This window comes from Streptomyces sp. NPDC093097 (assembly GCF_044754325.1).
Classification (GTDB): domain Bacteria; phylum Actinomycetota; class Actinomycetes; order Streptomycetales; family Streptomycetaceae; genus Streptomyces.
Genome location: NZ_JBIVOW010000014.1, coordinates 202,458 through 225,291 on the forward strand (window position 1 = coordinate 202,458; position 22,834 = coordinate 225,291).

14 protein-coding genes, 1 pseudogene and 1 CRISPR repeat array are annotated in these 22,834 nt (G+C 68.2%); of the genes and pseudogenes, 11 read left to right on the top strand and 4 right to left on the bottom strand.

Translation table 11 applies throughout. The features are described from left to right. Positions 1–47: 47 nt before the first annotated feature. Positions 48–1,382 carry a PucR family transcriptional regulator gene (locus tag ACIQE0_RS24165; protein ID WP_402335704.1) on the top strand — a complete coding sequence of 445 codons (1,335 nt, stop codon included), beginning with the start codon at positions 48–50 and terminating at the stop codon, positions 1,380–1,382. 165 nt (positions 1,383–1,547) lie between these two features. Here the strand turns inward: ACIQE0_RS24165 and ACIQE0_RS24170 are convergent, their stop codons facing one another. After that, positions 1,548–2,090, bottom strand: a complete 543-nt coding sequence (locus tag ACIQE0_RS24170) for a PadR family transcriptional regulator (protein WP_366337854.1) — start codon at positions 2,088–2,090, stop codon at positions 1,548–1,550. 419 nt (positions 2,091–2,509) lie between these two features. Next, complete coding sequence (locus tag ACIQE0_RS24175) at positions 2,510–3,115, bottom strand: PadR family transcriptional regulator (RefSeq protein WP_402335706.1); 606 nt, start codon at positions 3,113–3,115, stop codon at positions 2,510–2,512. A gap of 708 nt (positions 3,116–3,823) precedes the next feature. Here ACIQE0_RS24175 and ACIQE0_RS24180 point away from each other — a divergent pair. Together ACIQE0_RS24180 and ACIQE0_RS24185 are read left to right on the top strand one after the other, a co-directional pair. Further along, positions 3,824–4,813, top strand: a complete 990-nt coding sequence (locus ACIQE0_RS24180) for a hypothetical protein (protein WP_402335708.1) — start codon at positions 3,824–3,826, stop codon at positions 4,811–4,813. A gap of 761 nt (positions 4,814–5,574) precedes the next feature. Next, positions 5,575–7,578, top strand: a complete 2,004-nt coding sequence (locus ACIQE0_RS24185) for an aldehyde dehydrogenase family protein (RefSeq protein ID WP_402335711.1) — start codon at positions 5,575–5,577, stop codon at positions 7,576–7,578. A gap of 246 nt (positions 7,579–7,824) precedes the next feature. On the opposite strand, the gene ACIQE0_RS24190 is transcribed toward ACIQE0_RS24185, so the two are convergent. Then, positions 7,825–8,124: a MarR family winged helix-turn-helix transcriptional regulator gene (locus tag ACIQE0_RS24190; protein WP_402335714.1), complete on the bottom strand. Its 300-nt coding sequence runs from the start codon at positions 8,122–8,124 to the stop codon at positions 7,825–7,827. A gap of 59 nt (positions 8,125–8,183) precedes the next feature. On the opposite strand from ACIQE0_RS24190, the gene ACIQE0_RS24195 reads away from it, so the two are divergent. From ACIQE0_RS24195 to cas2e, 8 genes are all read left to right on the top strand, one after another. Then, positions 8,184–9,752, top strand: a complete 1,569-nt coding sequence (locus ACIQE0_RS24195; protein WP_402335717.1) for an MFS transporter — start codon at positions 8,184–8,186, stop codon at positions 9,750–9,752. 1,170 nt (positions 9,753–10,922) lie between these two features. Next, a complete protein-coding gene (gene casA / locus ACIQE0_RS24200; RefSeq protein WP_402335720.1) occupies positions 10,923–15,737 on the top strand; it encodes a type I-E CRISPR-associated protein Cse1/CasA in 4,815 nt (1,604 codons plus the stop codon). Then, on the top strand, positions 15,734–16,600 hold the full coding sequence (gene casB / locus ACIQE0_RS24205; RefSeq protein WP_402335723.1) for a type I-E CRISPR-associated protein Cse2/CasB: 867 nt from the start codon (positions 15,734–15,736) through the stop codon (positions 16,598–16,600). Before casA ends, casB begins: the two co-directional genes overlap by 4 nt. 96 nt (positions 16,601–16,696) lie before the next feature. After that, the gene (gene cas7e, locus ACIQE0_RS24210) at positions 16,697–17,908 is read left to right on the top strand and encodes a type I-E CRISPR-associated protein Cas7/Cse4/CasC (RefSeq protein WP_402335726.1); all 1,212 of its coding nucleotides are present in this window, start codon (positions 16,697–16,699) and stop codon (positions 17,906–17,908) included. After that, positions 17,905–18,687 carry a type I-E CRISPR-associated protein Cas5/CasD gene (gene cas5e / locus ACIQE0_RS24215; protein WP_402335729.1) on the top strand — a complete coding sequence of 261 codons (783 nt, stop codon included), beginning with the start codon at positions 17,905–17,907 and terminating at the stop codon, positions 18,685–18,687. The genes cas7e and cas5e overlap by 4 nt, the downstream gene beginning before the upstream one ends. After that, positions 18,687–19,412 (top strand): type I-E CRISPR-associated protein Cas6/Cse3/CasE, encoded by a 726-nt coding sequence (gene cas6e, locus ACIQE0_RS24220; protein WP_402335733.1) that lies wholly within the window; start codon positions 18,687–18,689, stop codon positions 19,410–19,412. The genes cas5e and cas6e overlap by 1 nt, the downstream gene beginning before the upstream one ends. Further along, positions 19,409–20,386 (top strand): type I-E CRISPR-associated endonuclease Cas1e, encoded by a 978-nt coding sequence (cas1e, locus tag ACIQE0_RS24225; RefSeq protein ID WP_402335736.1) that lies wholly within the window; start codon positions 19,409–19,411, stop codon positions 20,384–20,386. Before cas6e ends, cas1e begins: the two co-directional genes overlap by 4 nt. Further along, the gene (gene cas2e, locus ACIQE0_RS24230) at positions 20,383–20,727 is read left to right on the top strand and encodes a type I-E CRISPR-associated endoribonuclease Cas2e (RefSeq protein WP_402335739.1); all 345 of its coding nucleotides are present in this window, start codon (positions 20,383–20,385) and stop codon (positions 20,725–20,727) included. Before cas1e ends, cas2e begins: the two co-directional genes overlap by 4 nt. 125 nt (positions 20,728–20,852) lie before the next feature. Then, positions 20,853–21,795: a CRISPR direct-repeat array (repeat unit 29 nt; unit sequence GTGGTCCCCGCGCCTGCGGGGGTGGTCCC). 842 nt (positions 21,796–22,637) lie between these two features. Here the strand turns inward: cas2e and ACIQE0_RS24235 are convergent. After that, positions 22,638–22,784, bottom strand: a pseudogene (locus ACIQE0_RS24235) (peptidase C39 family protein); the annotation flags it as partial. Between the last annotated feature and the right edge of the window lie 50 nt (positions 22,785–22,834).

Here is a 22,834-nt window from a genome sequence, read left to right on the forward strand (position 1 = left end):
CTCGGATCCTCGCACGACGGCCCGGCTTCGCAACAGGCGCGACCGGGTTGGCCCACCCAGGGGATATTCTACTTTCGACATGTCGGCGTTATAGTATCGAATATGAGGTGTCGACGGTGAGCGTGTGTTCTGACGCAGAGTTGCTCAAGGAGGCATGCGGACCGAAGGTGGCGCCCGGTGCGCAGGACTTCGAGGCCCCCTGGATCGATCGGCTCTGCGACGAGATCACCTGCGAGATCACGAAGGACGTGTTTCCCACCCGACAGGGCAACGTGCCGTTCCACAACGGGCTCAGGCGTTTCGTCCGGACGAATGTGCTGTCGGTCGCGAAGGCCCACAACGTCGCGCCCCCTCCCGCGGAAGATGTCACGAGCCAGGTTCGCGACTTCGGCGTATGGGTCGCCGAGCAGGGGTTTTCCCTGGTCTGCATACGGCAGGCCTACTGGACCGGCACGCGCGAACTCATCGACCGGTGGGGCAGGATGGGCTGGCCCGGGCTTGCACCGGACCCTGCCGCCAACGGCGGGCGCATCGCGGTGTCGGGCGAGATGGTCTCCCGGGTGGCGTTCTGCGCCTTCGACTTCGCCGAGCGCGCCATGCGCGAGTCGGTGCTCGCCCACCAGGAGGCCACGGCCGGCCTCCGCCTCGGTGGGGATCTACGCCGACGTGACGTGATCACCACGATCCTCGCCACCGACGACGGACGCGTGAACCCGGCCTGGGACGCCGCGCTCGGCTATCGGTTGGGCGGCACCCACATCGGTCTGCTCATCAATGCGACCGACCGCGCACACGCCGAGCAGGTCCTTCAGCGCGCGAAGAATGCCACCTCGGCACGCGAGCACCTGTTGTTGCCGCCGCTCGCGACCCACTGGACCGCCTGGCTGGGATACCGGAAAGCCGTCTCGGTGGGCGTCCTGGACACCTTGCGCCGGACGCTGCTGGCGTCGGATGCGCAGACGGCGATGGGCAGACCCCGACCGGGGATCGCGGGCTTCCGCGCGAGCCACCGTGAAGCCGTGCGAGCCGAGGACATCCGCGAGAAGTTCCATGACGCACCCCGCTGCCTGTCCTTCCACGACCTCTCGCTGGAGGACCTGTTGTTGCACGATCCGCCGTCCGCCGCCACCTTCGTCCGGGACGAGTTGGGCCCACTCGCGGACAGTACCGATCGGGCGGCTCGTATGCGGGAGACCCTCTCCGTCTGGTTGTCCTGCGGCACGCACACGGCGACGGCGGCCAGGCTCAGCATCCACGAGAACACCGTCCGGCTGCGGCTGAACGCGGTCACCGAAATGCTGGGCGCCGGGTACCTCGGACGGAAGGCGGAACTGCTCGTCGCCCTCCGCCTCTGCGATGTGTTGGCCGCTCCACGACCGTGACCTGCGCGCCGCGCCGAATGCCGACGCGGCCCCCTGCGCAGCAGGCTGCCCTCGACCCGGCAGCCACTCCGCCCTACAGCGGTGCCCGCCAGGTGTCGGCCCCGGCGTGCTGCGCCCTTCGCATTGCTTTCCGCGTGTGCCCCGCGCAAGGGCTGGGCGAGAGCGTCAGGCCGAAGGGGCCGTGCGGCGCCGGTTCAGGTGGTCGAGGGCCCACAGCGCCCAGTCGTGCATAGCCTGGTACTGCCGCAGGCCGAACTCGGCCGCCAACTGCCCCAGCACCTCACGGCCGTCGGGCGGCTCGGCCTCCCGCCTGGCTCGGTGTTCCCGAAGTGCGGAGACATTGTGTTCGGCGTACTCGATGACGCCGCGCAGCGCGGTGGCCGCCTCCTCCGGCTCCAGCGCCTCCAGGAGGAACATGCGCAGAACCTGCTCGTTGCGCACGACTCCCTGTCCCCAGGGCGCCTGTAGCCACGCTCGCAGTTCCTCGCGCCCCTTGGCTGTCACCTCGTACGTCTTTCGCCCGCGAGGGCCTTCGTGAGTGACCTCGATAAGGCCGCGCTCAGCCATCCGGACGAGCTCCGGATACACACTCGGGTGTGCGGCCTGCCAGGCCCACCGCCCGATGTCTCCCTCGAACTCCTTCGTCAGCTCGTACCCGCTGGCGGGCTCCACCGCCAGCAGCCCCAGTAGTGCCTGTGTGAGTGACATGTCAGTACTTTACATGTCACGCTCCGACCATGGCCCGGCCTCGGCGCGGGGATCGGGATCGCACCGAAGGGTGAGGCTTCGCGAAACAGACACGTCGCCGGGCACGGACCGCGTCTGCGGGCGTTCGGACGGGCACAGCCCGCCCGGAGAACCCGGCAGCCACACCTGCGGCCGGGACGGACGAAGGCCTCACGCTCCCACGACAGGCAACCACTGGCGCGTCAACACCGGGTAGAGCATCGCGGACGGCCGCATCGGACCGGCGCGGCACAGGAAGCCCCCAGGCCGGCGGCCACACCCCTCCCGCATCCGGCCGGTCTCGGGACCGACCCGCAGCGGCCTCATGCGCCGTGTCGGTTGAGGTTTCCGTACCCGATGCACGCCCGGCGCCGCGTACGCGCGACGCGCCGTCACGTCGATCAGGCCGCCGGAGTCCGGAACCGGCGCTCGCACTCACTGGAGTCGTCCGCCGTTCCGGCCGGGCCGCTGGTCTGCGCGACGGCCCAGCGGGCCCAGTCCTCCTCCATTGCACGTAGCCGCAGCCCGTACTCCAGGGCCAACCGGCCACTGGCGCTGAACGGGGCCCCGTCGTCCCAGTCGATCGACGCTTCGATGTCGACAAGTGCCGCACGCTGCTCGGCGGCGATCTCGGCTTGCCGAGCGAGGCGTTGGACGACCTGCTCCCGTGGAAGCAGTCCGAAGAAGAAGACCTGCAGGAGCATCTCGTGGCGTTGCGGCTTTCTGCCTTCGGTACGGGCGAGCCATTCCTGCAGCTCCGCCTCGCCCTGCGACGTGAGGACGTACTCCTTGCGGCCGCGGGGACCTTCCGAAGTGACCTCGATCACCCCGACGTCGGCAAGGCGATTCAGCTCGCCGTAGACCTGGCTCTGCGAAGCGACCCAGACATTGCCGAGCGAGCGCCGGAAGCGCTTCATCAGGTCGTAACCACTGCCGGGGCGGTCCATGAGTAAGCCCATCACTGCGTATCTGAGAGTCACACCTCTAGAATATGTCATACTCGACATGTCACCACTATAGTAATGCGGCAACGTTCTGGCCGAAAGTCCCATTGACCGCAACAGGGGCTTTCCTCCCCGGATGAACCAGGAACGACGAGAGCCGCCGCCCGACCATCCGGCGGCCGCGCCGAGAAACCTGGCACCGGGAACAGTGCTTCGGGTCCGACGCGAGGACCGGCAGCCCATGCGGTCGACGCGGCCCGCCGGGGCGGGGGTACGACGCACCAGTCCTGGCGGCTTCCGACCGGGAGGCGTGGCGCGTGACGCCGGCACAGTCGAGCCCAGCCGCCCGCGCCTTGACCCACACCCAAGCCCTCCTCCGCCTCGCCCGCCACCGCATCAGCGCCCTGTTCGCCCTGCTCCGCGACGGAACCCTCCACCAGCCACGCAGCCCCGAACCAGCCACCGCACGACCAACTCGGACTTGACCAAGGACATAGAGGCACCCCCGGGATGGCGGCCGGGCAAGCGCGCAGGCCGGGCCGGTCGAGCGAGACCCGATCGCAGGCGGCACACCCTTGCACGCCCTTGCACTCCCATGCGCACCCTCTTCCGCACAAGTAAATATTGACATGTCGAAGTCGACATGTACAAGATCGGGGCGACGACGGAACGGCGCATACCTGCCACCGCCGCACGGGGCACGGGGGTACGGGCCGGGGCCTTCCCGTCGCCGCCCACCCCCGAACAACACAACCGCAGAAGGAGAAACCCATGGCAACGACCCGGGGCCTGACACGACCCACGCGGACAGGAAAACCACGCAAGGCGGCCATCGCGGCCCTGCTGGCGGCCCTCGCCATCCTGGGCCCCATGGGCATGCAGCCGGCAGCCGCGACCGAAGGCGACTGGCAGCTCCTCGGCGACCCTCACGCGCGAACGCCCGACACGCCCGTCGGGATCGACACCGGCTCCGTGATGCGGGGCGAGGACAACAGGATCTGGTGGTCGCCGGGCGGGGCCGACCCCATGCGGCCCATTCCCGGGGATTGGCGGACGAGCGACGCGCCTGCCGCAGTCGTACACAACAACCGGCTGTTCGTCTTCATCCGCGGCAACGACCACCGCCTGTACTACGCCCAACTGATCGACACCGTGAACAATCGGTGGACCAGTTGGACCGGAGTTCCGCAGTCAAACGCCCTCGGCACTCCCGCGGTGGTGAGCATCGGCGGCCAGTTGTCGGTGTTCTACACGAACAACAACCACCAAATCGTGTGGAGTCTGTATCACTCGTCGGCACCCACCGGCTGGGAATTCCTCAACCGTGCCCTGCCGGGGAACGCGAGAAGCAACTCCTCGCCGGCGGCCGTGGCCTACGCTCCGGGCCGGGAGAACCTGGCCGTCTTCTACCGCGGCACCGACAACCACATCTACCGGCAGAACTACTACGGGGCCAGCGAGCTGTGGGACAACCGCTGGACGCGGGTCGGCGGCGCCATCACCCACTCGCGGCCCGCTGCCGCCGTGAGCGGATCCCTCTCCGACACGATCGTGCTCGCGGTGCGGGGTGAGGACAACTATCCCTGGGTGACGACGATCGAGGCCGGCCGGACCACATCCGACTGGCACCCACTCCGCGGCGCGCAACTCACCACCCACGCGCCCTCCCTGTGGACGACGTTCCGGGCCTCCATCTACCTTGCCATCTCGGCCGCCACACAGATCGGCCGTGACATCCCGCTGTACAAGCGAGTGAACTAGCCCCAGAAGTCGCCTCGGAAGCGTGACAGCCTCTCTAAAGCCTCCTGCTCGTCCCGCTGTTGCAGCGCGTTCTTCTCCACCGCCTCGGTCTGGTCGGTGCGTCCTTGGTCGCAGCACATGAATCACGCCGAGGCCGCCCCTGCATCCGGTGAATTCCCAGGCGGGCGACCCAGTTCGAGGCATATTTCGGCCTCGCCGGATAAACGAGAAACCGAGGGGTGGAAGCGCACATCACCGAGGCCAGGGAATGTGGGATCAGCACATCCAAAACCTGCAAAGGTTCGCATACGGTTCACGAGACCACCGATCCCGCATTCCAGTTCATCAAGGAGTCGCAGCCTGATGCGTGTCAGCAATACCCACACACCTTCGCCCTTCGGTTAGGCGCGGGTCATCAGGAGGCTCGTCCTGCTCGCCGGCCAGGACCCGGGGTCGCTCTAACTCGACCCCCACGCCGGAACGGTAAGCAGCAGCCGGATCACCTCGCGCCTGTGGATGGATCCGGGTCACCCCGACCAGGCCGGTTCAACCGGGAATTGGTGGGGGACCGAGCTTAAAGATCACTCAAGGGCCCTCAGTTCGGCTGCTGCGTTGCGCGGCGATGTCCACGCCCTTACTCCCAGTGGGGCCGCGATCGATCTCGATCGCGCCCTCATGACCTTTTCGACGCCCCGTCAGAGCGTCGTCTCAACCATTCAGGGCTTCAAGCCTCCGGCCCACGCGGCCGGACCTCAACCACTGACAAGCCTGGAGCATCACTCATGACCTCCGTTCTGTTCGTCGTCACCGGCGCCACCCACTGGACCCTGACCGACGGCACCGCGCACCCCACCGGCTTCTGGGCCGAGGAACTCGCCGAGCCGCACCGGATCTTCAGCGAGGCGGGCTACCGGATCACCGTCGCCACCCCCGGCGGTGTCGCCGCCCCGGTCGACCAGGGCAGCCTGAGCGCCACCGTCAACGGCGGCGAGCCCCGGGCCGACCGCCTCGCCACCTACCTGGAGAGCATCAGCGAGGTGCTGGCGCATCCGGCCAAGCTGGCGGAGGTCGACCCGGACGACTACGACGTGGTGTTCTACCCGGGCGGCCACGGCCCGATGGAGGACCTTGCGGTGGACGAGGACTCCGGCCGGATCCTCACCCGCACCCTGGAGTCGGGCCGGCCGCTGGGCATGGTCTGCCACGCAGCCGCCGCGCTGCTCAACGTCCGTCACAGGGACAGCAGTTGGCTGTTCGCCGGTTACCGGATGACCGCCTTCAGCAACGTCGAGGAGATCGCGACCGGCCTCGCCGGGAAGGCCCCCTGGCTGCTCCAGGACCGCCTGGTCGAGCTCGGCGCCGACTTCGTGGCAGCCGCGCCGTTCACCCCGCACACCGTCGTCGACCGCAACCTCTACACCGGCCAGAACCCCGGCTCCTCTGCCGAGCTGGCCCAGCTGCTGGTCCGGGCCGCCGCCACCGACCCGGCTGACGTGGTGGCGCGGCTGCGCGGCACCTTCGACACCGGGCGGACCAGGCCGCTGGCCTGGCGACTGGCCCAACTGGCCGCCCTGCGCACGCTGCTCACCGAGCGGTCCACGGAGTTCGTGGCCGCGCTCCACGCCGACCTGGGCAAGAGCCCGACCGAGGCCTACGGCGAGGTCAGGTTCCTGCTGAACGAGGTGGACCACACGGTGGCGCACCTGGAGGAGTGGCTGGCCCCGCGCCCCGCCGCCGTCCCGGCCACCTTCCAGCCCGCCGAGGCCCGAGTGGTCCGCGACCCGCTCGGCGTGGTGCTGCTCATCGCGCCGTGGAACTACCCGCTGCACCTCGCCCTGGCCCCGATGGTGGGCGCCCTGGCGGCCGGCAACACCGTGCTGCTCAAGCCCAGCGAGCTGGCCCCGGCGACCTCGGCGGCACTGGCCCGGCTGCTGCCGCGCCACCTCGACCGGGAGGCCGTCGCCGTGGTCGAGGGCGCCGTGCCGGAGACCACCGCGCTGCTGGAGCAGCGATTCGACCACATCTTCTACACCGGCAACGGCACGGTCGGACGGATCGTCATGGCGGCCGCCGCCAAGCACCTCACCCCGGTCACCCTCGAACTCGGCGGCAAGAGCCCCGCGGTGGTCGAGCCGGGCGCCGACCTTGCGGTCACCGCGCAGCGGATCGCCCGCGGCAAGTTCCAGAACGCCGGCCAGACCTGCGTGGCCCCCGACTACATCCTCGCCATCGGCGACACCGCCGCAGCGCTGGAAACCGAACTGACCGCCGCCGTCCAGACGTTGTACGGCCCGGACCCGGCGGCCAGCTCCGAGTACGGCCAGGTCATCAACGAACGCCACCACGACCGGCTCACCGCGCTGCTGGGCGACGGCCGCCTGGTCACCGGCGGCGCACACGACCGGGGCGCGCGCTACATCGAGCCGACCGTCCTCGCCGACGTCTCCCCCGAGGCACCGGTGATGCGGGAGGAGATCTTCGGGCCGGTTCTGCCGATCATCCCCGTGCCCGACCTCGACGCAGCGATCGCCTTCATCAACGAGCGGGACAAGCCGCTCGCGCTGTACGCCTTCACCGCCTCGGAGCAGACCAAGCAGCGGCTGACCCGCGAGACTTCCTCCGGCGGCCTGGTCTTCGGCCTGACCATCTCCCACCTGTCAGTACCCGAGCTGCCGTTCGGCGGCGTGGGCGAGAGCGGCATCGGCCGCTACCACGGTGAGTACTCCGTCGAAACGTTCAGCCACCTCAAGGCGGTGCTGGACAAGCCGCTGACCAGTACTGAATAGACCACCACCCGCGGCAGCAAACCGACCCCGATCCGGTCCGACAACCGCTCATCCGTCTCCGGCTCGACCTGCCCAGAGCGTGGCGTCCAGGCACCTCCTGGACGCCACGCTGCCGGCCGAGGCCCTTGAGCCACTGGTACGGAGGCCAAGTGGTCGGCTCCGGAAATCCTTCGAGGACTGACTCAAAGTCAGCTCTCGAACCACGGGCAGAGGGACACATGACGCATCCGGCCGTGCGGGCTCAACTCAGCGGCAGGCTACGGAGATACCTACGAACCAGTCGCGGATCACGCCTCTCCGCTCCGGTGTGAACGCAGCTTCCAGCTCGGCTTCACGGCGGTCGACGACGCTACGAGCTTCGGCCAGACGTGCCCGCCCGGATGCGGTGACATGAATCCGGTGACTGCGCCGATCGGTCGGATTCGGGCGCAGTTCGATCAGGCCCTCCAGTTCGACACTACCGAGCATCTCGTAGGCGGCTTGCCGAGAGCTTGCCACTTCCCTGACGACGTCCGAGGCCGGCAGCCCAAGCTGCGCCCCGGCCATGAGCAGGGTGGCGTACTGCGGGGTCGACAGCCCACATACCTTGAGAATTGAAGGTTCCGATGACGACGCCTCCAACGTTGCCGAAGTCCAGGCAGCAGTTGATCCTCGCCGTACTCCTGTTGTCCTCACTGCTGATCTGGCTGGACAACACCATCCTCACCACCGCCTTCGAAACCCTCGCCGATCCGGTCCGCGGACTGGGTGCCAGCCCCGCCCAACTGCAGTGGGCCACCGGCTCGTACACCTTGGTCTTCGCCACCTTGATGTTCACCTCCGGCGCCCTGGGCGATCGCTTCGGGCACCGGAACGTGCTCGTCACCGGGATGGCGATCTTCGCCGGCGCCTCGGTGTGGGCGGCGTACGCGGGCGACGCAGACCAACTGATCGCCGCTCGGGCCGCGATGGGCATGGGGAGCGCGCTGATCATGCCCGCGCAGATGGCTATCCTCATGTGGACCTTCAGCGGTCCCGCCCGGGCGACCGCGATCGGCATCTCCTCGGCGTCCGCCGGTGTCGGAGTCGCCGCGGGCCCGCTGCTGGCCGGCGTCCTCCTCGGCCACTTCTGGTGGGGCTCGATCTTCCTGGTCAACATCCCGATCGCGGTGCTGTCGCTGATCGGTATCGCCACGCTGGTCCCGAACTTCCGCAGCCCCACCCCGCGTCCACTGGACCCTGCCGGGCTGCTGCTGTCGATCAGCGGGCTCGCCTTCCTGGCCTACGGGCTGATCCACGCGGGGCAGGTGGCCTCCTGGAACTCGGTGTCGGTCTGGGGCACGATCGCCGTCGGAGGGGTCCTGCTGGCCGGCTTCGTACTCGTCGAACTGCGCCACCGGCAGCCCAGCTTCGACCCCCGGCTGCTCGCCCAGCGCATGTTCGGCCTCGCCAACGCGGCGCTCGGGCTGCTGCTGTTCGCCATGACCGCCGCCAGCTTCTACAGCGCCTTCTACCTGCAGGGCGCACGCGAATTCTCGCCGCTGCAAGCAGGCCTGGCGTTCGCCCCGAGCGCGCTCGGGACGATTGCAGGGGCGCCGCTCGGCGTCCGGCTGGCCCGTCGCTGGACGCTCCGCGTGGTCACCGCGACGGCGCTGACCACGGCGGGGCTGGCAATGGGCAGCAACATGCTCTTCGGGCTGCACACCCCGCTGATCTTCAACGAGATCGCCTTCACGATCCAGGGCCTGTCGATCGGCATGGTGATCGGCCCGGTGACGGGGGGACTCATGAGCGCCCTGCCGTTGGAACGGGCCGGCGCCGGATCGGCTGTTATCAACACCGCGCGACAGGCCGGCAGCCTGTTCGGAATCGCGGTAGGCGGCACGATCATGTCGATCACTTACCGGCATGCGATCGAAGGCTCCCTGCATGAGTACGCCGGCCCGGTGCAGGACCAGGCACGGGTCTCCGCGGAACAGGCCCGGCACATTGCCACCGCGATCCACCAGCCCGCCCTGGCGCACGCCGCCGATGACGCGTTCCTCCACGCCATGCACGTCGGCGCGTTCTGGGCCATGCTGATCGCACTCTCCGGAGCAGCCCTGCTGGTGATCGCCTTGCGCCCCACCGACAAGCCCACTGCGGCGCCCCCGAGGTGCGAAAGGGTGCCGGACATGGCCGCCGGTGGGCAGTAGGGCGCCCTCGTGGCGGTCGGGTCCGTTCAGGGACGTTGCGCTCGATCGGTGCTGACTTCCGCCGGTGTCAGGTGGAGCGGTGGCCAGCTCGGGGCCGCAACACCATCACGCTTCGCCATGCGCCATCGCAGCCCCAAGACCGCCGCCCTCGTCAACACTCCTTGCGACAGGACTCAGCAAACTCAAGTGGCGTTCCGTAGAACCGTTTGGCGCGGCCGGGATCCATCCTTAGCGTGTCGCACTCCCGACCTACGGACGTGAACAGCTATGGATCAAACCATGTGACAGCGGGTTGCGGGCCCTGGCCTGCGCGTGCGCCACTTTCGGCACCAACAGGTCCGTCCTTGCCCAGCGGAAGACCCCAGAAGCCTTCCTGAGGCCGACCTGAAAGCCTCTACCCCGGAGGAAAGTCTGGCGCGAGGCCCGGCATTCTGCGCCTCCACAGGCGTGGCCCCACCCTGCACAGGAACAAGGGGCCGATCATCACATGCCCCCTGCGCCCGCCGTGCCCCTCCCCGAACAGGATCTACGCGGCCCGACCGCAGGGGTACGTACAACGCTGCCTACAGGGCATGAAAGACGCTCACTCGACTCGTCCAGACCTACTGCGAGGCCCTCCTACTCCACCAAGCAACTGGGACGCTCACCTACCTGGTGAAGGTACGAACTCAGCACAACAGCACGGCAGTTGCCCATCTCACATCCTGTGTAGACTCGCATCGACCCACCCTTCGGAGGGCTCAACCTTCACGCAAAAGCAAAGGCCGAGCCCACTTGCTCCTTCTCGTGTCCGCGAGAAGGTGGGCTCGGCCATGTCCCTAGTCAGCACAATGACGCGAGACGAGGTCCCATCCTACCTGTGACCACTGAATTTTCCTCACCTGAGCCGTGGCAGCAGCCGCTCTTGTACGCGCTGTTGGTAGCTCTGAGCGCCACCTTCTCTCTCCCCCCGTCTCCCCAGACACCGTGGGCGTGGGGAACGGTGATCGAAGACGTAGCGCTCCTGTTTCTCCCGAAGAATCCGCGACAGCTTCCCACCTAACACATAGACAAACGGCGCCCCGGCCTCACGGCCGATCGAGACCGGGGCGCCATCCACCGGTGTGCTCGAGGAAGCCCGCCACGCGCAACGGTTAGCTTGCCGGATGGCACGCGCAGGAGGAGGCAGGCATGTTTGATGCATCTACAACCCTGCTTGAATTCAGCGGAGATGGCACTCCCTTCGAGCAGCTGTCGCCGGCCGCGAGGGTCGTGTGGGCCAAGCACGATCAGAGAAAGGACAGTTGGCTTCCTTTGTGGCGGCACATGGCTGACAGTGGGGCCGCCGCCGGGATGTTGTGGGAGAGCTGGATACCCCGATCCCTCAAGGAGTTGGTAGCTGAGACGCTCCCTGACGGAGAAGCAGACGCTTTCGTCCTCGTACGTTTTCTGGCGGCTGCGCACGACTCCGGTAAGTCAACTCCTGCTTTTGTCTGTCAGGTTGAGTCGCTGGCCGCACGCATGCGGGACGCTGGGCTCGACATGCCGCTTGCCCGGGAGTACGGGCAGGATCGGCGTCTGGCGCCCCATGGGCTTGCTGGGCAGTTGCTGCTCCAGGAGTGGATGGACGAACGGTTCGGGCTGCGCGGCCGAACCTCCGGGCAATTTGCCGTCGTGGCCGGTGGACATCATGGAACTCCGCCCGATCACCAGCAGATCCACGACCTTCAGCTTCGCCCGCATCTGCTCCGACACCCGGGGCCGACTGAAGCCGAGTGGCGCCGGGTGCAGTACGAGCTGATGGATGGCTGTGCCATAGCGACAGGAGCGGCCGAACGGCTGCCGGAATGGCGGGAGGTCCGGCTGCCCCAGCCTGCACAGGTGGTCTTGACGGCAGTCGTGATCATCGCGGACTGGATTGCCAGTTCGCCCGAACTCTTTCCCTACGATCCCGAGTCCTGGCAGCCGAGGGGCCCGGTAGGTGAGCGGAGGCGGTTGCATGCCGCCTGGCGAGGGCTGGACCTGCCCAAGGCATGGGCGCCGCAGGAACCTCAGGAAACCGCTGAGGAGTTGTTCGCGCAGCGGTTTCCCAGGTTGGAGGACGCAGCGATCCGGCCGGTTCAGGCCGAGGCCGTGCGAATGGCACGGACCATGCCAACGCCCGGCCTGATGGTGATCGAGGCGCCCATGGGCGAGGGGAAGACCGAGGCGGCTTTCGCCGCGGCGGAGATCTTGGCGGCCCGGTCGGGGGCCGGCGGTGTGCTGGTGGCCCTGCCCACGCGTGCCACGGGTGACGCGATGTTCCCACGCTTGTTGGACTGGCTGGATCGACTGCCGGGTGCCGGTCCCGGTGACGACGGTCGGCGTTCGGTCGTACTGGCTCATGCCAAGGCGGCGCTCAATGAGCGCTGGGCGGGCTTGCTGCGTGACGGGCAGCGGTCGATCGTCGCCGTCGACCTGGACGGCGAGGCGCGGGACGGCGGAGGGCAGGCCAAGCCCGCGGGGCTTCATGCGCATCAGTGGTTGCGGGGGCGGAAGAAGCAGCTTCTGGCGTCGTTCGCGGTGGCGACCATCGATCAGGTGCTGTTCGCCGGGTTGAAGACTCGGCACCTGGCGCTGCGGCATCTGGCCGTTGCGGGCAAGGTCGTGGTCATCGACGAGGTTCATGCCTATGACGCCTATATGGGGCGGTACTTGGAAAGGGTGTTGGAGTGGTTGGCGGCCTATCGGGTTCCGGTCGTCCTGCTCTCCGCGACGCTGCCAGCAGACCGTCGGCGAGCCCTGGTCACGGCCTATGCCGGTCCGGAGACAGGGGGAGTCGAGGCGGCCGCCGAGGCGTATCCCTTGATCACCACCGCGTCTCCTGGACGCCCGGCCCTCTCCGCTCACCCCGCTGCGGCCTCGGGGCGCCGGACCCCGGTGGTGCTGGAGCGATTGGACGACGAGTTCGTCTCTCTGGCCGATCGGTTGGAGAGGGAACTGACCGACGGCGGCTGCGCGCTCGTGGTGCGCAACACGGTGGACCGGGTGCTGGCGACCGCCGATGTGTTGCGGGAGCGGCTGGGAGACGAGGCGGTCACCGTGGCGCACTCACGGTTCCTCGCCGCAGACCGAGCTGCGAACGACGCCGACTTGCTGCGGCGGTTCGGGCTGGTGGGGAACGAGCGGCCGCGGCGTCATGTGGTGGTGGCGAGCCAGGTGGTGGAGCAGTCACTCGATGTTGATTTCGATGTGTTGGTCACCGACGTGGCGCCGGTGGACTTGGTCCTGCAGAGGATGGGGAGGTTGCACCGGCATGCGCGTCGTCGGCCCCCGCGGCTGGCGGAGGCACGCTGTCTGATCACCGGCGTGGACTGGCAGGGCGAGCCTCCGCAGGTGGTCAAGGGCACTCTCGCCGTGTACCGGAGCGAGTACACCCTCCTGCGCTCACTGGCAGTACTGACGCCGCATCTCGATGGAGATCCCCTGGAGCTTCCTGGCGGCATCAGCCCGCTTGTACAGACCGCCTACGGGGAGGGGCCGGTTGGCCCTGCGACATGGGCGCAGCGGTTGGGCGCGGCGCGTGGTGAGCACGATCGGCTGCTTGCTGAGAAGCGGGAGAAGGCCGGGGGCTTTCTGCTGGATCCGGTCCGGCGGGCAGGGCGCCCGGTGTACGGGTGGTTGGAGGCCGCGGTCGGTGACGCGGACGACAGTCGGGCGGGGCGCGCCCAAGTGCGGGACAGCGAGGAGACCTTGGAGGTCTTTGTCGTCCAGCGGCAGGCCGATGGGCGGCTGACGACGGTTCCGTGGCTGGATGGCGGTGCGGAAGGTGGGCGGGGTGGCCTGGAGTTGCCCACGGACTTCCCACCGAGCAGGCGCGCGGCCGAGGCCGTGGCAGCCAGTGCGCTCACTCTTCCGGGGCGCTTCAGCAAATCTTGGATGATCGACCGGACCATCGAGGAACTGGAGAAGTTCCTGGTCCCCGCCTGGCAGGCCAAGGAATGCCCTTTGCTGGCTGGGGAGTTGATCCTCGTTCTCGATGCAGATTGTCAGACCCGTCTGGCAGGCTTCGTTCTCACCTACAGCCGTGCCGACGGACCGCGGGTGACGTCCCCTGGCGTTCCCGTGATCGATCGCACCGCGGCTGTCGACGGAGCAGCAGCTCCGGAGAACGGACGCGTGGAAGACGAGGGCAGCACCGGTGAGCAGCACCAGCAGACAACCGCAGTCGATATCGAGGCCGATGCCGATGTTCGCGTCCTTACGTGCGAGGCGGCCCTGGTGAGCGAACCGACCGTAGACGAGTGCGCACCGTCGAACTTCGACCTGGTTTCCTCTCCGTGGCTTCCCGTACAGCGCACGGACGGAACGGTGACAGAGGTCTCCCTGCTCGGATTGTTCGAACAGGCTGAATCTCTACGGCGGTTGGTGGGGGATGTCCCCACCCAGGAGATCGCGCTGCTGCGGCTGCTGCTCGCGATCCTGTACGACGCGCTCGACGGCCCCGTCGAGGTGGAGGACTGGGAGGATCTCTGGCTGTCGGACGATCCGTTCTCCGCCGTGCCGGCCTATCTGGAACGCCACCGGGCCCGGTTCGATCTGTGGCACCCGGAGCGGCCGTTCTACCAGGTCGCGGACCTGCATACCGCCAAGGACGAGGTCGCGCCGCTCAGCCGGATAGTGGCGGACGTGCCGGTGGGCGAGCCCCTCTTCGCCATGCGTCGTCCCGGGGTCGAGTCGCTGTCCTATGCCGAGGCCGCCCGCTGGCTCGTGCATGCCCACGCCTACGACACCTCCGGGATCAAGTCCGCCATGGTGGGCGACGAGCGAGGGAAGGCCGGGAAGGTCTACCCCTTGGGTGTGGGGTCTCTGGGAAACCTCGGGGGTGTCTTTGCCGAGGGCAGCACGCTCAGGGAAACCCTGCTGCTCAACCTCATCGCCTTGGAAGAGATCGGGGACGGGGCTACCGGCGCGGCCGGGGAGGACATGCCGGCCTGGCGGCAGACCGAACCGCTCGGGGCTGGGGAGCGTGCGGGTTCCGCTGGGCAGGGACAGCCCATGGGGCTGCGGGACTTGTACACCTGGCAGTCGCGGAGGATCCGGCTGCACGCAGAAGGCGGCGTGGTGACAGGGGTGGTTCTCGGATACGGCGACCCGCTCGCCCTAACCGCGCCCTGGAAGCTGGAGCCGATGTCGGCCTGGCGTCGCAATGCAACGCAGGAGAAGAAGCAGGGGCGCACTCCGGTCTACACACCGCTCCGGCACGATCCGAGCAGGGCGGCGTGGCGGGGGCTTGGCTCCTTACTCCCGGCCCGTAGCCAGGCGGGTGATGAGGCGAAGCGGGGCGAGTCGGCCGACCGTCTACGCTCCGGTATCGCCCGGTGGTTCACGCGGGTGATCACGACCACTGAGATGGCCCCGGGCAAGCTGGTCCGGCTGCGACTGGCCGGCGCCGTCTACGGCACGCAGCAGTCCGTGATCGACGAGATCGTGGACGACTCCGTCGTCCTGCCTGTGATCACCCTGCATGAGGCGAACCCGATCTTCGGCGAAGCGGCAGTAGACGCCGTAAGTGAGGCCGAAGGGGCCGTGGGTGCCCTGGGTCAGCTCGCCGGCAACCTGGCTCGGGCTGCCGGTACGGATCCGACCGCTCCTGTCGCCACCGCTCGTGACCTGGGCTTCGGCACGTTGGACGGCCCGTATCGAGCGTGGCTGAAAGAGCTGCTGACCTTTCCCGACCTGAGCACGGCACGTCGGGAGTGGCGGGCCACGGTACGCCGGCATCTGCTGCGGCTGAGCAGGCAGTTGCTCGACTCCGCAGGCCCAGCCGCGGATGAAGGACGGCTGATCGAGATTCCCAACGTCGGCATGCGACTGATGGACGCAGGCCGTGCGGAACAGTCCTTCTTCATCCGGCTCAGCAAAGTCCTGGGTCCGCCGACGGGCCGGGGCGGGGACGACACTCCGGTCCCGCGCCGGTCTGGCCCCCGACCTGCACCCCACGACCGCACGGGAAGCGCACGATGACCACGACCACGAAGCGCCCCAATGACAACAAGGCTGTTCGTGACGATGACGTCGATGAACCGTTTCGCAACTCCCTCGTCCGGAAGGCCGCCCTGCGCACCATCACCCGGCTGCAGGGGGGATATCGCAAGGACAATCCGGCCGCAGTGGCCGCAGTGGCACGGCTTCGGCGCGAGGCCGGTCGGGAGGCCCATGCCTCGCCCACCAGTTGGGGACTCGCCGACCTGGAAGCACTGACCGAGCTCCGGGAGGAGGAGTGGCGCGAGGGCAGTGGTCCCTCGCGGTACCTCTCGTCCAAGGCGAGGCGATGGCACGAACTGCGGGAGGAGCGCGAGGACCGTGCCGTCCATCTCGCCGTGACCCTCTGGGCGCTCCACCAGCAGTCCCTGCGCGACGAACCGATGCATGTCCCGGACTGGCCTCTGGGCCGTGGGGTACGACGGCTGGCCCACGGCAAGACCGGAACGCAAGATCCCAAACCGCAGTCCGGAGAGCACGCCGATGGCGAACCCTCCGACGCCAGCTCAGGAGAAGGCAGGAAGGCCGAACCGGTCGAGGACGTCAGCCCCACCGTTCGCAAGCGTTTTGTGCGCATCGGGACGTCGGCTGACTTCGACACCCTGGGCCGCCGACTGCGCGAGATGGTGCTGCTGCTCCGCAACGCACACATCCCCCTGGACTACGGACTGCTGGCCGAACAGCTCTACCGGTGGCAGGACGAGGCAACCCAAAGTGACGTCAGGCGCTCCTGGGGGCGGGACTTCCACCGTCTGTACGGCAGAGCCACGCCTGACGACGAGCAGGACACCTCCACCGCGCCCGTCTCCGCCCCAGACCAACCGGTCGACGACGCAGGCGATTAACGCCCTCACACATCGGCGACCACCGTGGTCGTCCCTCCTGGCATCCGCCCGCATCTCGCACAAGCACAGGCATCGCCCGAGAAGAACGGAACCAGCGTGACCCGGACCATCCTCGACATCCACATCCTCCAGGCCGTCCCGCCGAGCAACCTCAACCGCGATGACACCGGGACACCCAAGTCGGCGTACTACGGCGGCGTCCGGCGGGCCCGCGTCTCCAGCCAGGCATGGAAGCGGGCGACCCGGAAGGCGTTCAACGACCTGTTGCCTCCCGAGGAACTCGGCGTCCGTACGAAGAAGGTGGCCGAAGCGCTGGCCGAGCGCATCACCGACAGGGACGGCTCGCTGGAACCGGTGGCCGTCGAGCTGGCCTCCGTCATCCTGCAGGTGGCTACCGGCAGCAAGATCGAGGTGCCCAAGCGCAAGGCGAAGAACGACGGGGAAGCGAGCGCCTCCGCTTCCCCCGAATCCTCCTACCTGATGTTCCTGAGCAAGCGACAGCTGGACGCCCTCGCCGAATTGGCCATCGAAGGCAGCCGTCCCGGCGGCGATGCGAAGACGCTCACCGCCCACCTCAAGGACAAGGAGAACAAGTCCCGGGCCCGGCAGGCGGTCGACTCCCGGCACTCGGTCGACATCGCGCTCTTCGGGCGCATGGTCGCCGACTCCGCCGACCTCAACGTGGAGGCTGCCACGCAGGTGGCACACGCCATCAGCGTGCACAAGTCCGACATCGAGTCCGACTACTACACCGCGGTGGACGACCTCAACCGGGACGGCGAGTCCGGTGCCGGGATGATCGGCACCATCGACTTCAACTCCGCCACCCTCTACCGCTACGCCGCCCTGGACGTCGACGAGTTGCAGCGCAACCTCGGCCTCGGACTGCGGGCGGACGAATCACCGAGCACCCCGGTGGAGAAGGCGGTCGGCGCGTTCCTGGAAGCATTCATCGCCTCCCTCCCGACCGGAAAGATCAACACCTTCGGCAACCACACCCTGCCCTCCGCCGTCATCGTCAAGCTCCGCGACCGCCGGCCGGTGAGTTTCGTCGGCGCCTTCGAAGAGCCGGTTCCGCAAGGCCCGGTCGGCGGCTATCTGCGGGAGAGCTGCCGCAAGCTGGCCGACTACGTACCGGACTTGGAGCGGCAATACGGACTCAGCAGCAACGACCACAGTTGGGTGGTCCGCGTCGGCAACGAGACCGAGGCACTCGCCCCGCTCGGCGAGCAAGTCACACTGGAAGTCCTGCTGCAGGACGTACGCGCGGTGGTGGCACAACGACTCGCCTCCGGGGCCGAAGCATGACGGTGCTCCTGCTGCGGCTCGCCGGACCTCTCCAATCCTGGGGATCCGCCGCCCGCTTCGCCCGCCGCACCACGGAAAACGCCCCCACCAAGAGCGGAGTCCTCGGCCTCCTCGCCGCCGCCGAAGGCCGCCCTCGGAACGCCGACCTCTCCGACCTCGCCGCGCTGCGGTTCGGCGTACGGATCGACCAGCCCGGCTCGCGCCTACGGGACTTCCACACCGCCCACCATGCCGAGTCAGGCAAGGCCATGCCGCTGTCCCAGCGCTTCTACCTCTCCGACGCCGTCTTCGTCGCCGGCGTCGAAGGGGAACCGGCGCTGCTGCGGCGCCTGTACGAGGCGCTGCGCGCGCCGCGGTTCCTGCCCTACCTCGGGCGGCGTTCCTGTCCTCCCTCTCGCCCCATCGACATGGGCCCGCCGCTGGAAGGCACAGCCCTGGAGGACGCGCTGCGCGCAGCGGAATGGCAGGCATCCGGCTGGTACGAGCGACGCTTGCAGCGCTCTGCGGCCGGCAGAAATGCCTCTGCCGGCCCCGCGACGCTGGATGTACTGATCGACTGTCCGCCGGGCGAGGCCCCACACCTTTCCCTCCGGGACTCCCCGTTGAGCTTCGATCCGCGGCACCGGCAGTACGGGCTGCGAGGCGTCCGCACCGACCACACCACCCCGTCACGCACACCGCGCAGTGCGCCGGAGCAACACGACCCGACCGCCACGCTCCAGCCCCTCGACTCGCTCACGAGCATCGCCACGGCAGAGAACTCCCCCAGGACTCCCTGATGTACCTGACCCGCTTCCGCATCAACACCGCCCGCTCCGGAGCCCGCCGGCTCCTGGGATCACCGCATCTCCTGCACGGAGCCGTGGATTTGGCCTTCCCCCACCCACCGCCCCGGGACGGGCAGGGACCACGGGTTCTGTGGCGTGTGGACCCGGCCGCCGCCGGACGCGCCGACCTCTTCATCGTCAGCCCGGCCCGTCCCGACCTGACGCACCTCGTCGAGCAGGCAGGTTGGCCCGGTCTGGAACAACCAGGTTGGACCACGTTCGCCTACGGAGAGTTCCTCGACCGCCTCGCTGCGGGCGACACCTGGAGCTTCCGGCTCACCGCCAATCCGGTGCACGACATCCACAAACCGGGAGACGCCGAGGGTTCCCGGACGAAGCGAACCGCACACGTCACCCCCCGGCACCAAATCGGCTGGCTCCTCAAGCGCCAGGAACGCGCCGGCTTCGAGATCCTGCGCACGCCCACCGAACGCCAACTGACCGAGCACGGCCACGAGCACGAAGTGATCGTGCACAACCGTCTGCCGCTACAGTTCCGCAAGCGCGACGAGGCCGACTCCTCCCGGCACCATGTCCGCTTCACCCGCGTCACCTTCGACGGCCGACTGCGCATCACCAACGTCGACGCCTTCCGCCGTACCCTCACCCACGGCCTGGGCAAGGCCAAGGCGTACGGCTGCGGCCTCATGACACTCGCCCCGGTGCGGGCGTCATGAGCACCGTCAGCCGACGCAACGCCTCCTCCCCGCGGGAACTGGCCCGGATCGGCGACCGCCTCTCCTTCCTCTACTTCGAACGCTGCACCGTCCACCGCGAGGACAACGCGATCACGGCCACCGACGCGGACGGCGTCACCCACATCCCCTCCGCAACCATCGGAACTCTCCTCCTGGGCCCCGGCACCCGCGTCACCCACCAAGCCATGGCCCTGCTCGGGGAATGCGGCGCCGGCGTCGTCTGGGTCGGCGAACAGGGCGTGCGCTTCTATGCGGGCGGCCGGGCCCTCACCCGCTCCTCACGCCTCGTCGAAGCACAGGCCACCGCATGGGCAAACCGCCGCACTCGCCTCGACGTGGCACGGGCCATGTACCGACTGCGCTTCCCCGAGGACGACCCCTCGACCCGCACCCGCAGGGATCTCCTCAACATGGAGGGCCGCCGGGTAAAGGAGTGCTACCGCCGCGAATCGGCTCGTACCGGAGTCACCTGGCGCCGACGCGAATACCACCCCGGCAACTTCTCTGCCGGCGACCCGCCCAACCAGGCCGTCACCGCGGCCGCCCAGTGCATGTACGGGGTGGCTCATGCGGTGGTGGCAGCACTCGGCTGCTCCCCCGGGCTGGGGTTCGTGCACTCAGGACACGAGCGCTCTTTCGTCCTGGACATCGCCGACCTCTACAAGACGGAGATCGGTATCCCAGCCGCCTTCGATGCGGCAGCCGAAGGTGAGGAAGACATCGCATCCCGCACCCGCCGGGCACTGCGGGACCGCATCAACGCAACGCGACTGCTCGACCGCTGTGTCCGGGACATCAAGGATCTTCTCCGTGCCCCACAAAACGGCCAGGAGACAGGCGAACTGACAGACCAGGTGACGCTCCAATCGGACGGCGACCTGCTCGTCGCAAGCGGACGCAACTACGGCGACGCCGAGCCCGGGAGCCAAGCAGGGGAAGAACCAATCTGGTGACCGTCATCGTCCTCGCCAACTGCCCCGCGGGCCTCCGCGGCTTCCTCACCCGCTGGCTCCTGGAAATCTCCCCCGGAGTCTTCCTGGGCTCCGTCTCCGCCCGGGTACGGGACATCCTGTGGGACGAAGTCCGCCAGTACCGAGGCAAGGGCCGAGCCCTACTCGCCTACCAGACCAACAACGAACAAGGCTTCACCTTCGCCACTCACGAACATGCCTGGCAACCCACCGACCACGAGGGCCTCACACTCTTGCACCGCCCTTCTCCTCCATCGTCCTCCTCCAGCAACAGCGCCTCGGGGCCACCACGTCAGGGCTGGAGCAAGGCCGCCAAAAGATGACGTTTCGGCAACAACTGAAGGGGCGACTTATGCGAGCTTTCATTCCCAACTCTGGCGAAATGTCGCCCTCTTGGGAAGTGGAAAGAATCCACTCGCCGCGCCCATAAAGCCGCAGGTCGCGGCCTGTGGTCCCCGCGCCTGCGGGGGTGGTCCCATCGCCCGGACGCAGGGGTTCGCCTGGGCAGAGTGGTCCCCGCGCCTGCGGGGGTGGTCCCCTCACCAGGCCGACACCCACGGCCGGACCGCGGTGGTCCCCGCGCCTGCGGGGGTGGTCCCATGCTGAGAAGGTCAGGAAGGCCGGCAGGCCAGTGGTCCCCGCGCCTGCGGGGGTGGTCCCTACCTCGCCCACGAAGCGGACTACGGCATGAAGTGGTCCCCGCGCCTGCGGGGGTGGTCCCCAGGGCTCGGAGCCTGCGCCACGTCAGATCGGGTGGTCCCCGCGCCTGCGGGGGTGGTCCCTGCGCCCGCCGAACGCCCCGTACACGGACAAGGTGGTCCCCGCGCCTGCGGGGGTGGTCCCGTGACCGTCCCCAGCACTGGCACGGTGAGTTGGGTGGTCCCCGCGCCTGCGGGGGTGGTCCCCGCCAGCTGGTGTCCGCGGAGTACGCAGTGCAGTGGTCCCCGCGCCTGCGGGGGTGGTCCCGGTGCTGCAAGTCCGTGACGCACGAACCAAGGGTGGTCCCCGCGCCTGCGGGGGTGGTCCCTGGAAAAACCTATTTAACCGACTCATTCACGGGTGGTCCCCGCGCCTGCGGGGGTGGTCCCGGCAGCCATTTTTGGTGCAATGGCTGTGGTCTGTGGTCCCCGCGCCTGCGGGGGTGGTCCCCACCTGTAGCGCTGTATCCGAAGTGGCGTACGGTAATCCCCGCACCTGCGGGGTGGTCCCACGCCGACCCCGTCGTTGAAGAGGCCGACCATGTGGTCCCCGCGCCTGCGGGGGTGGTCCCTGGGAAGCTCAACTACCAGGTCAGCCGCCAAAGTGGTCCCCGCGCCTGCGGGGGTGGTCCCGCCACGCCCAGCACGCCCGCGACGCGTAGATGTGGTCCCCACGCTTGCGGAGATAGACCGGTCTCTCACGCGATGCCAAGCTCGTGTTGCAGGAAGCCACGCCGGCCAGAGCAAGGTGAGCGAGGAAGCCGATTCCTGGGTGGCTCGGGATCAAAGGCACCAGACCCGTCGGACACGCTTTAGGGCATGCAGCATGGCGACAAACAGGAGAGCGCTTCTGGTCTGACCACGTGCCGGGTCGGAAGCGCTCGTTCGTAGCGTCAGAGAATCTCGTACAACTCGTCGGACAAGGAGATCAGGCGCGCCTCCTCCATCACCGGCGGGACGTACCCGTGCTCGCGGACACGGATGAGGAACTCGTCGGGCAGGCGCAGGTGGTAGCGGCTCAGGTAGAACCAGAGCTCTCCGCGCCAGATCCATTCGCCGTCGGTGAAGATGGAATCCCCGCCGAGGATGCGTTCGTGCGATGCCAGGATGTCGCCGACGGCCCCATCGCCGAGAACAGCTCTTCGCCATCACGGACATACTGCACGATCCGGTCCTCATCCGACTCGGCCTCATCCCTCGTGAAGGTTTGCGGTTTCCCGTCGTGAGTGCAAGCGCGCTCCAGCCACAGCTCCTCGTAATGACCGAGAATCTTCATCGAGGGTGAGCGGCGGGACGTTCCCGTGGTGACGAACGGCGAACAGCGAACGGCGCGTCCCTCACGAGGTTTCCCAAGGGCTCGGACACCGGTACCGGTACCGGTACCGGTACCGGTACCGGTACCTCAAGGTCACGGCCGATCTAGTACGGCCACCTCACCCAGGACGGCCGCGAGCGGTGCCGTCAGGTGGTGGTGGCGCCGGCCTTCCGGGGCTGCCTGCCGGAGGAGCTGGCCGTACGGCTCGCGGCCTGGCCCCCTACCGAATCCCCAACTCCCGCAGCACCCGCCGCTGTCCCGGCGTCGGCTGTACCGGGAAGTAGAGGTAGCACACGCCGCCGGAGCCGCTCTTCACCTTGCCTTCGGCGTCGTACCGCTTCGTGCGGAGCCAGATGGTCTCGAACTGGGTTGCGGGCTCATAGCAGACGCCAGCCCCGATGACAAACATACAGGTCA

Bases quoted from the DNA above. Each gene is read 5' to 3' on its own strand.
- casA (WP_402335720.1), top strand. From the start codon at position 10,923: ATGTTTGATGCATCTACAACCCTGCTTGAATTCAGCGGAGATGGCACT.
- ACIQE0_RS24170 (WP_366337854.1), bottom strand. From the start codon at position 2,090: ATGTCACTCACACAGGCACTACTGGGGCTGCTGGCGGTGGAGCCCGCC.
- ACIQE0_RS24185 (WP_402335711.1), top strand. From the start codon at position 5,575: ATGACCTCCGTTCTGTTCGTCGTCACCGGCGCCACCCACTGGACCCTG.
- ACIQE0_RS24190 (WP_402335714.1), bottom strand. From the start codon at position 8,124: ATGGCCGGGGCGCAGCTTGGGCTGCCGGCCTCGGACGTCGTCAGGGAA.
- cas6e (WP_402335733.1), top strand. From the start codon at position 18,687: ATGTACCTGACCCGCTTCCGCATCAACACCGCCCGCTCCGGAGCCCGC.
- casB (WP_402335723.1), top strand. From the start codon at position 15,734: ATGACCACGACCACGAAGCGCCCCAATGACAACAAGGCTGTTCGTGAC.
- ACIQE0_RS24180 (WP_402335708.1), top strand. From the start codon at position 3,824: ATGGCAACGACCCGGGGCCTGACACGACCCACGCGGACAGGAAAACCA.
- ACIQE0_RS24175 (WP_402335706.1), bottom strand. From the start codon at position 3,115: ATGTCGAGTATGACATATTCTAGAGGTGTGACTCTCAGATACGCAGTG.
- cas1e (WP_402335736.1), top strand. From the start codon at position 19,409: ATGAGCACCGTCAGCCGACGCAACGCCTCCTCCCCGCGGGAACTGGCC.
- ACIQE0_RS24195 (WP_402335717.1), top strand. From the start codon at position 8,184: ATGACGACGCCTCCAACGTTGCCGAAGTCCAGGCAGCAGTTGATCCTC.
- cas5e (WP_402335729.1), top strand. From the start codon at position 17,905: ATGACGGTGCTCCTGCTGCGGCTCGCCGGACCTCTCCAATCCTGGGGA.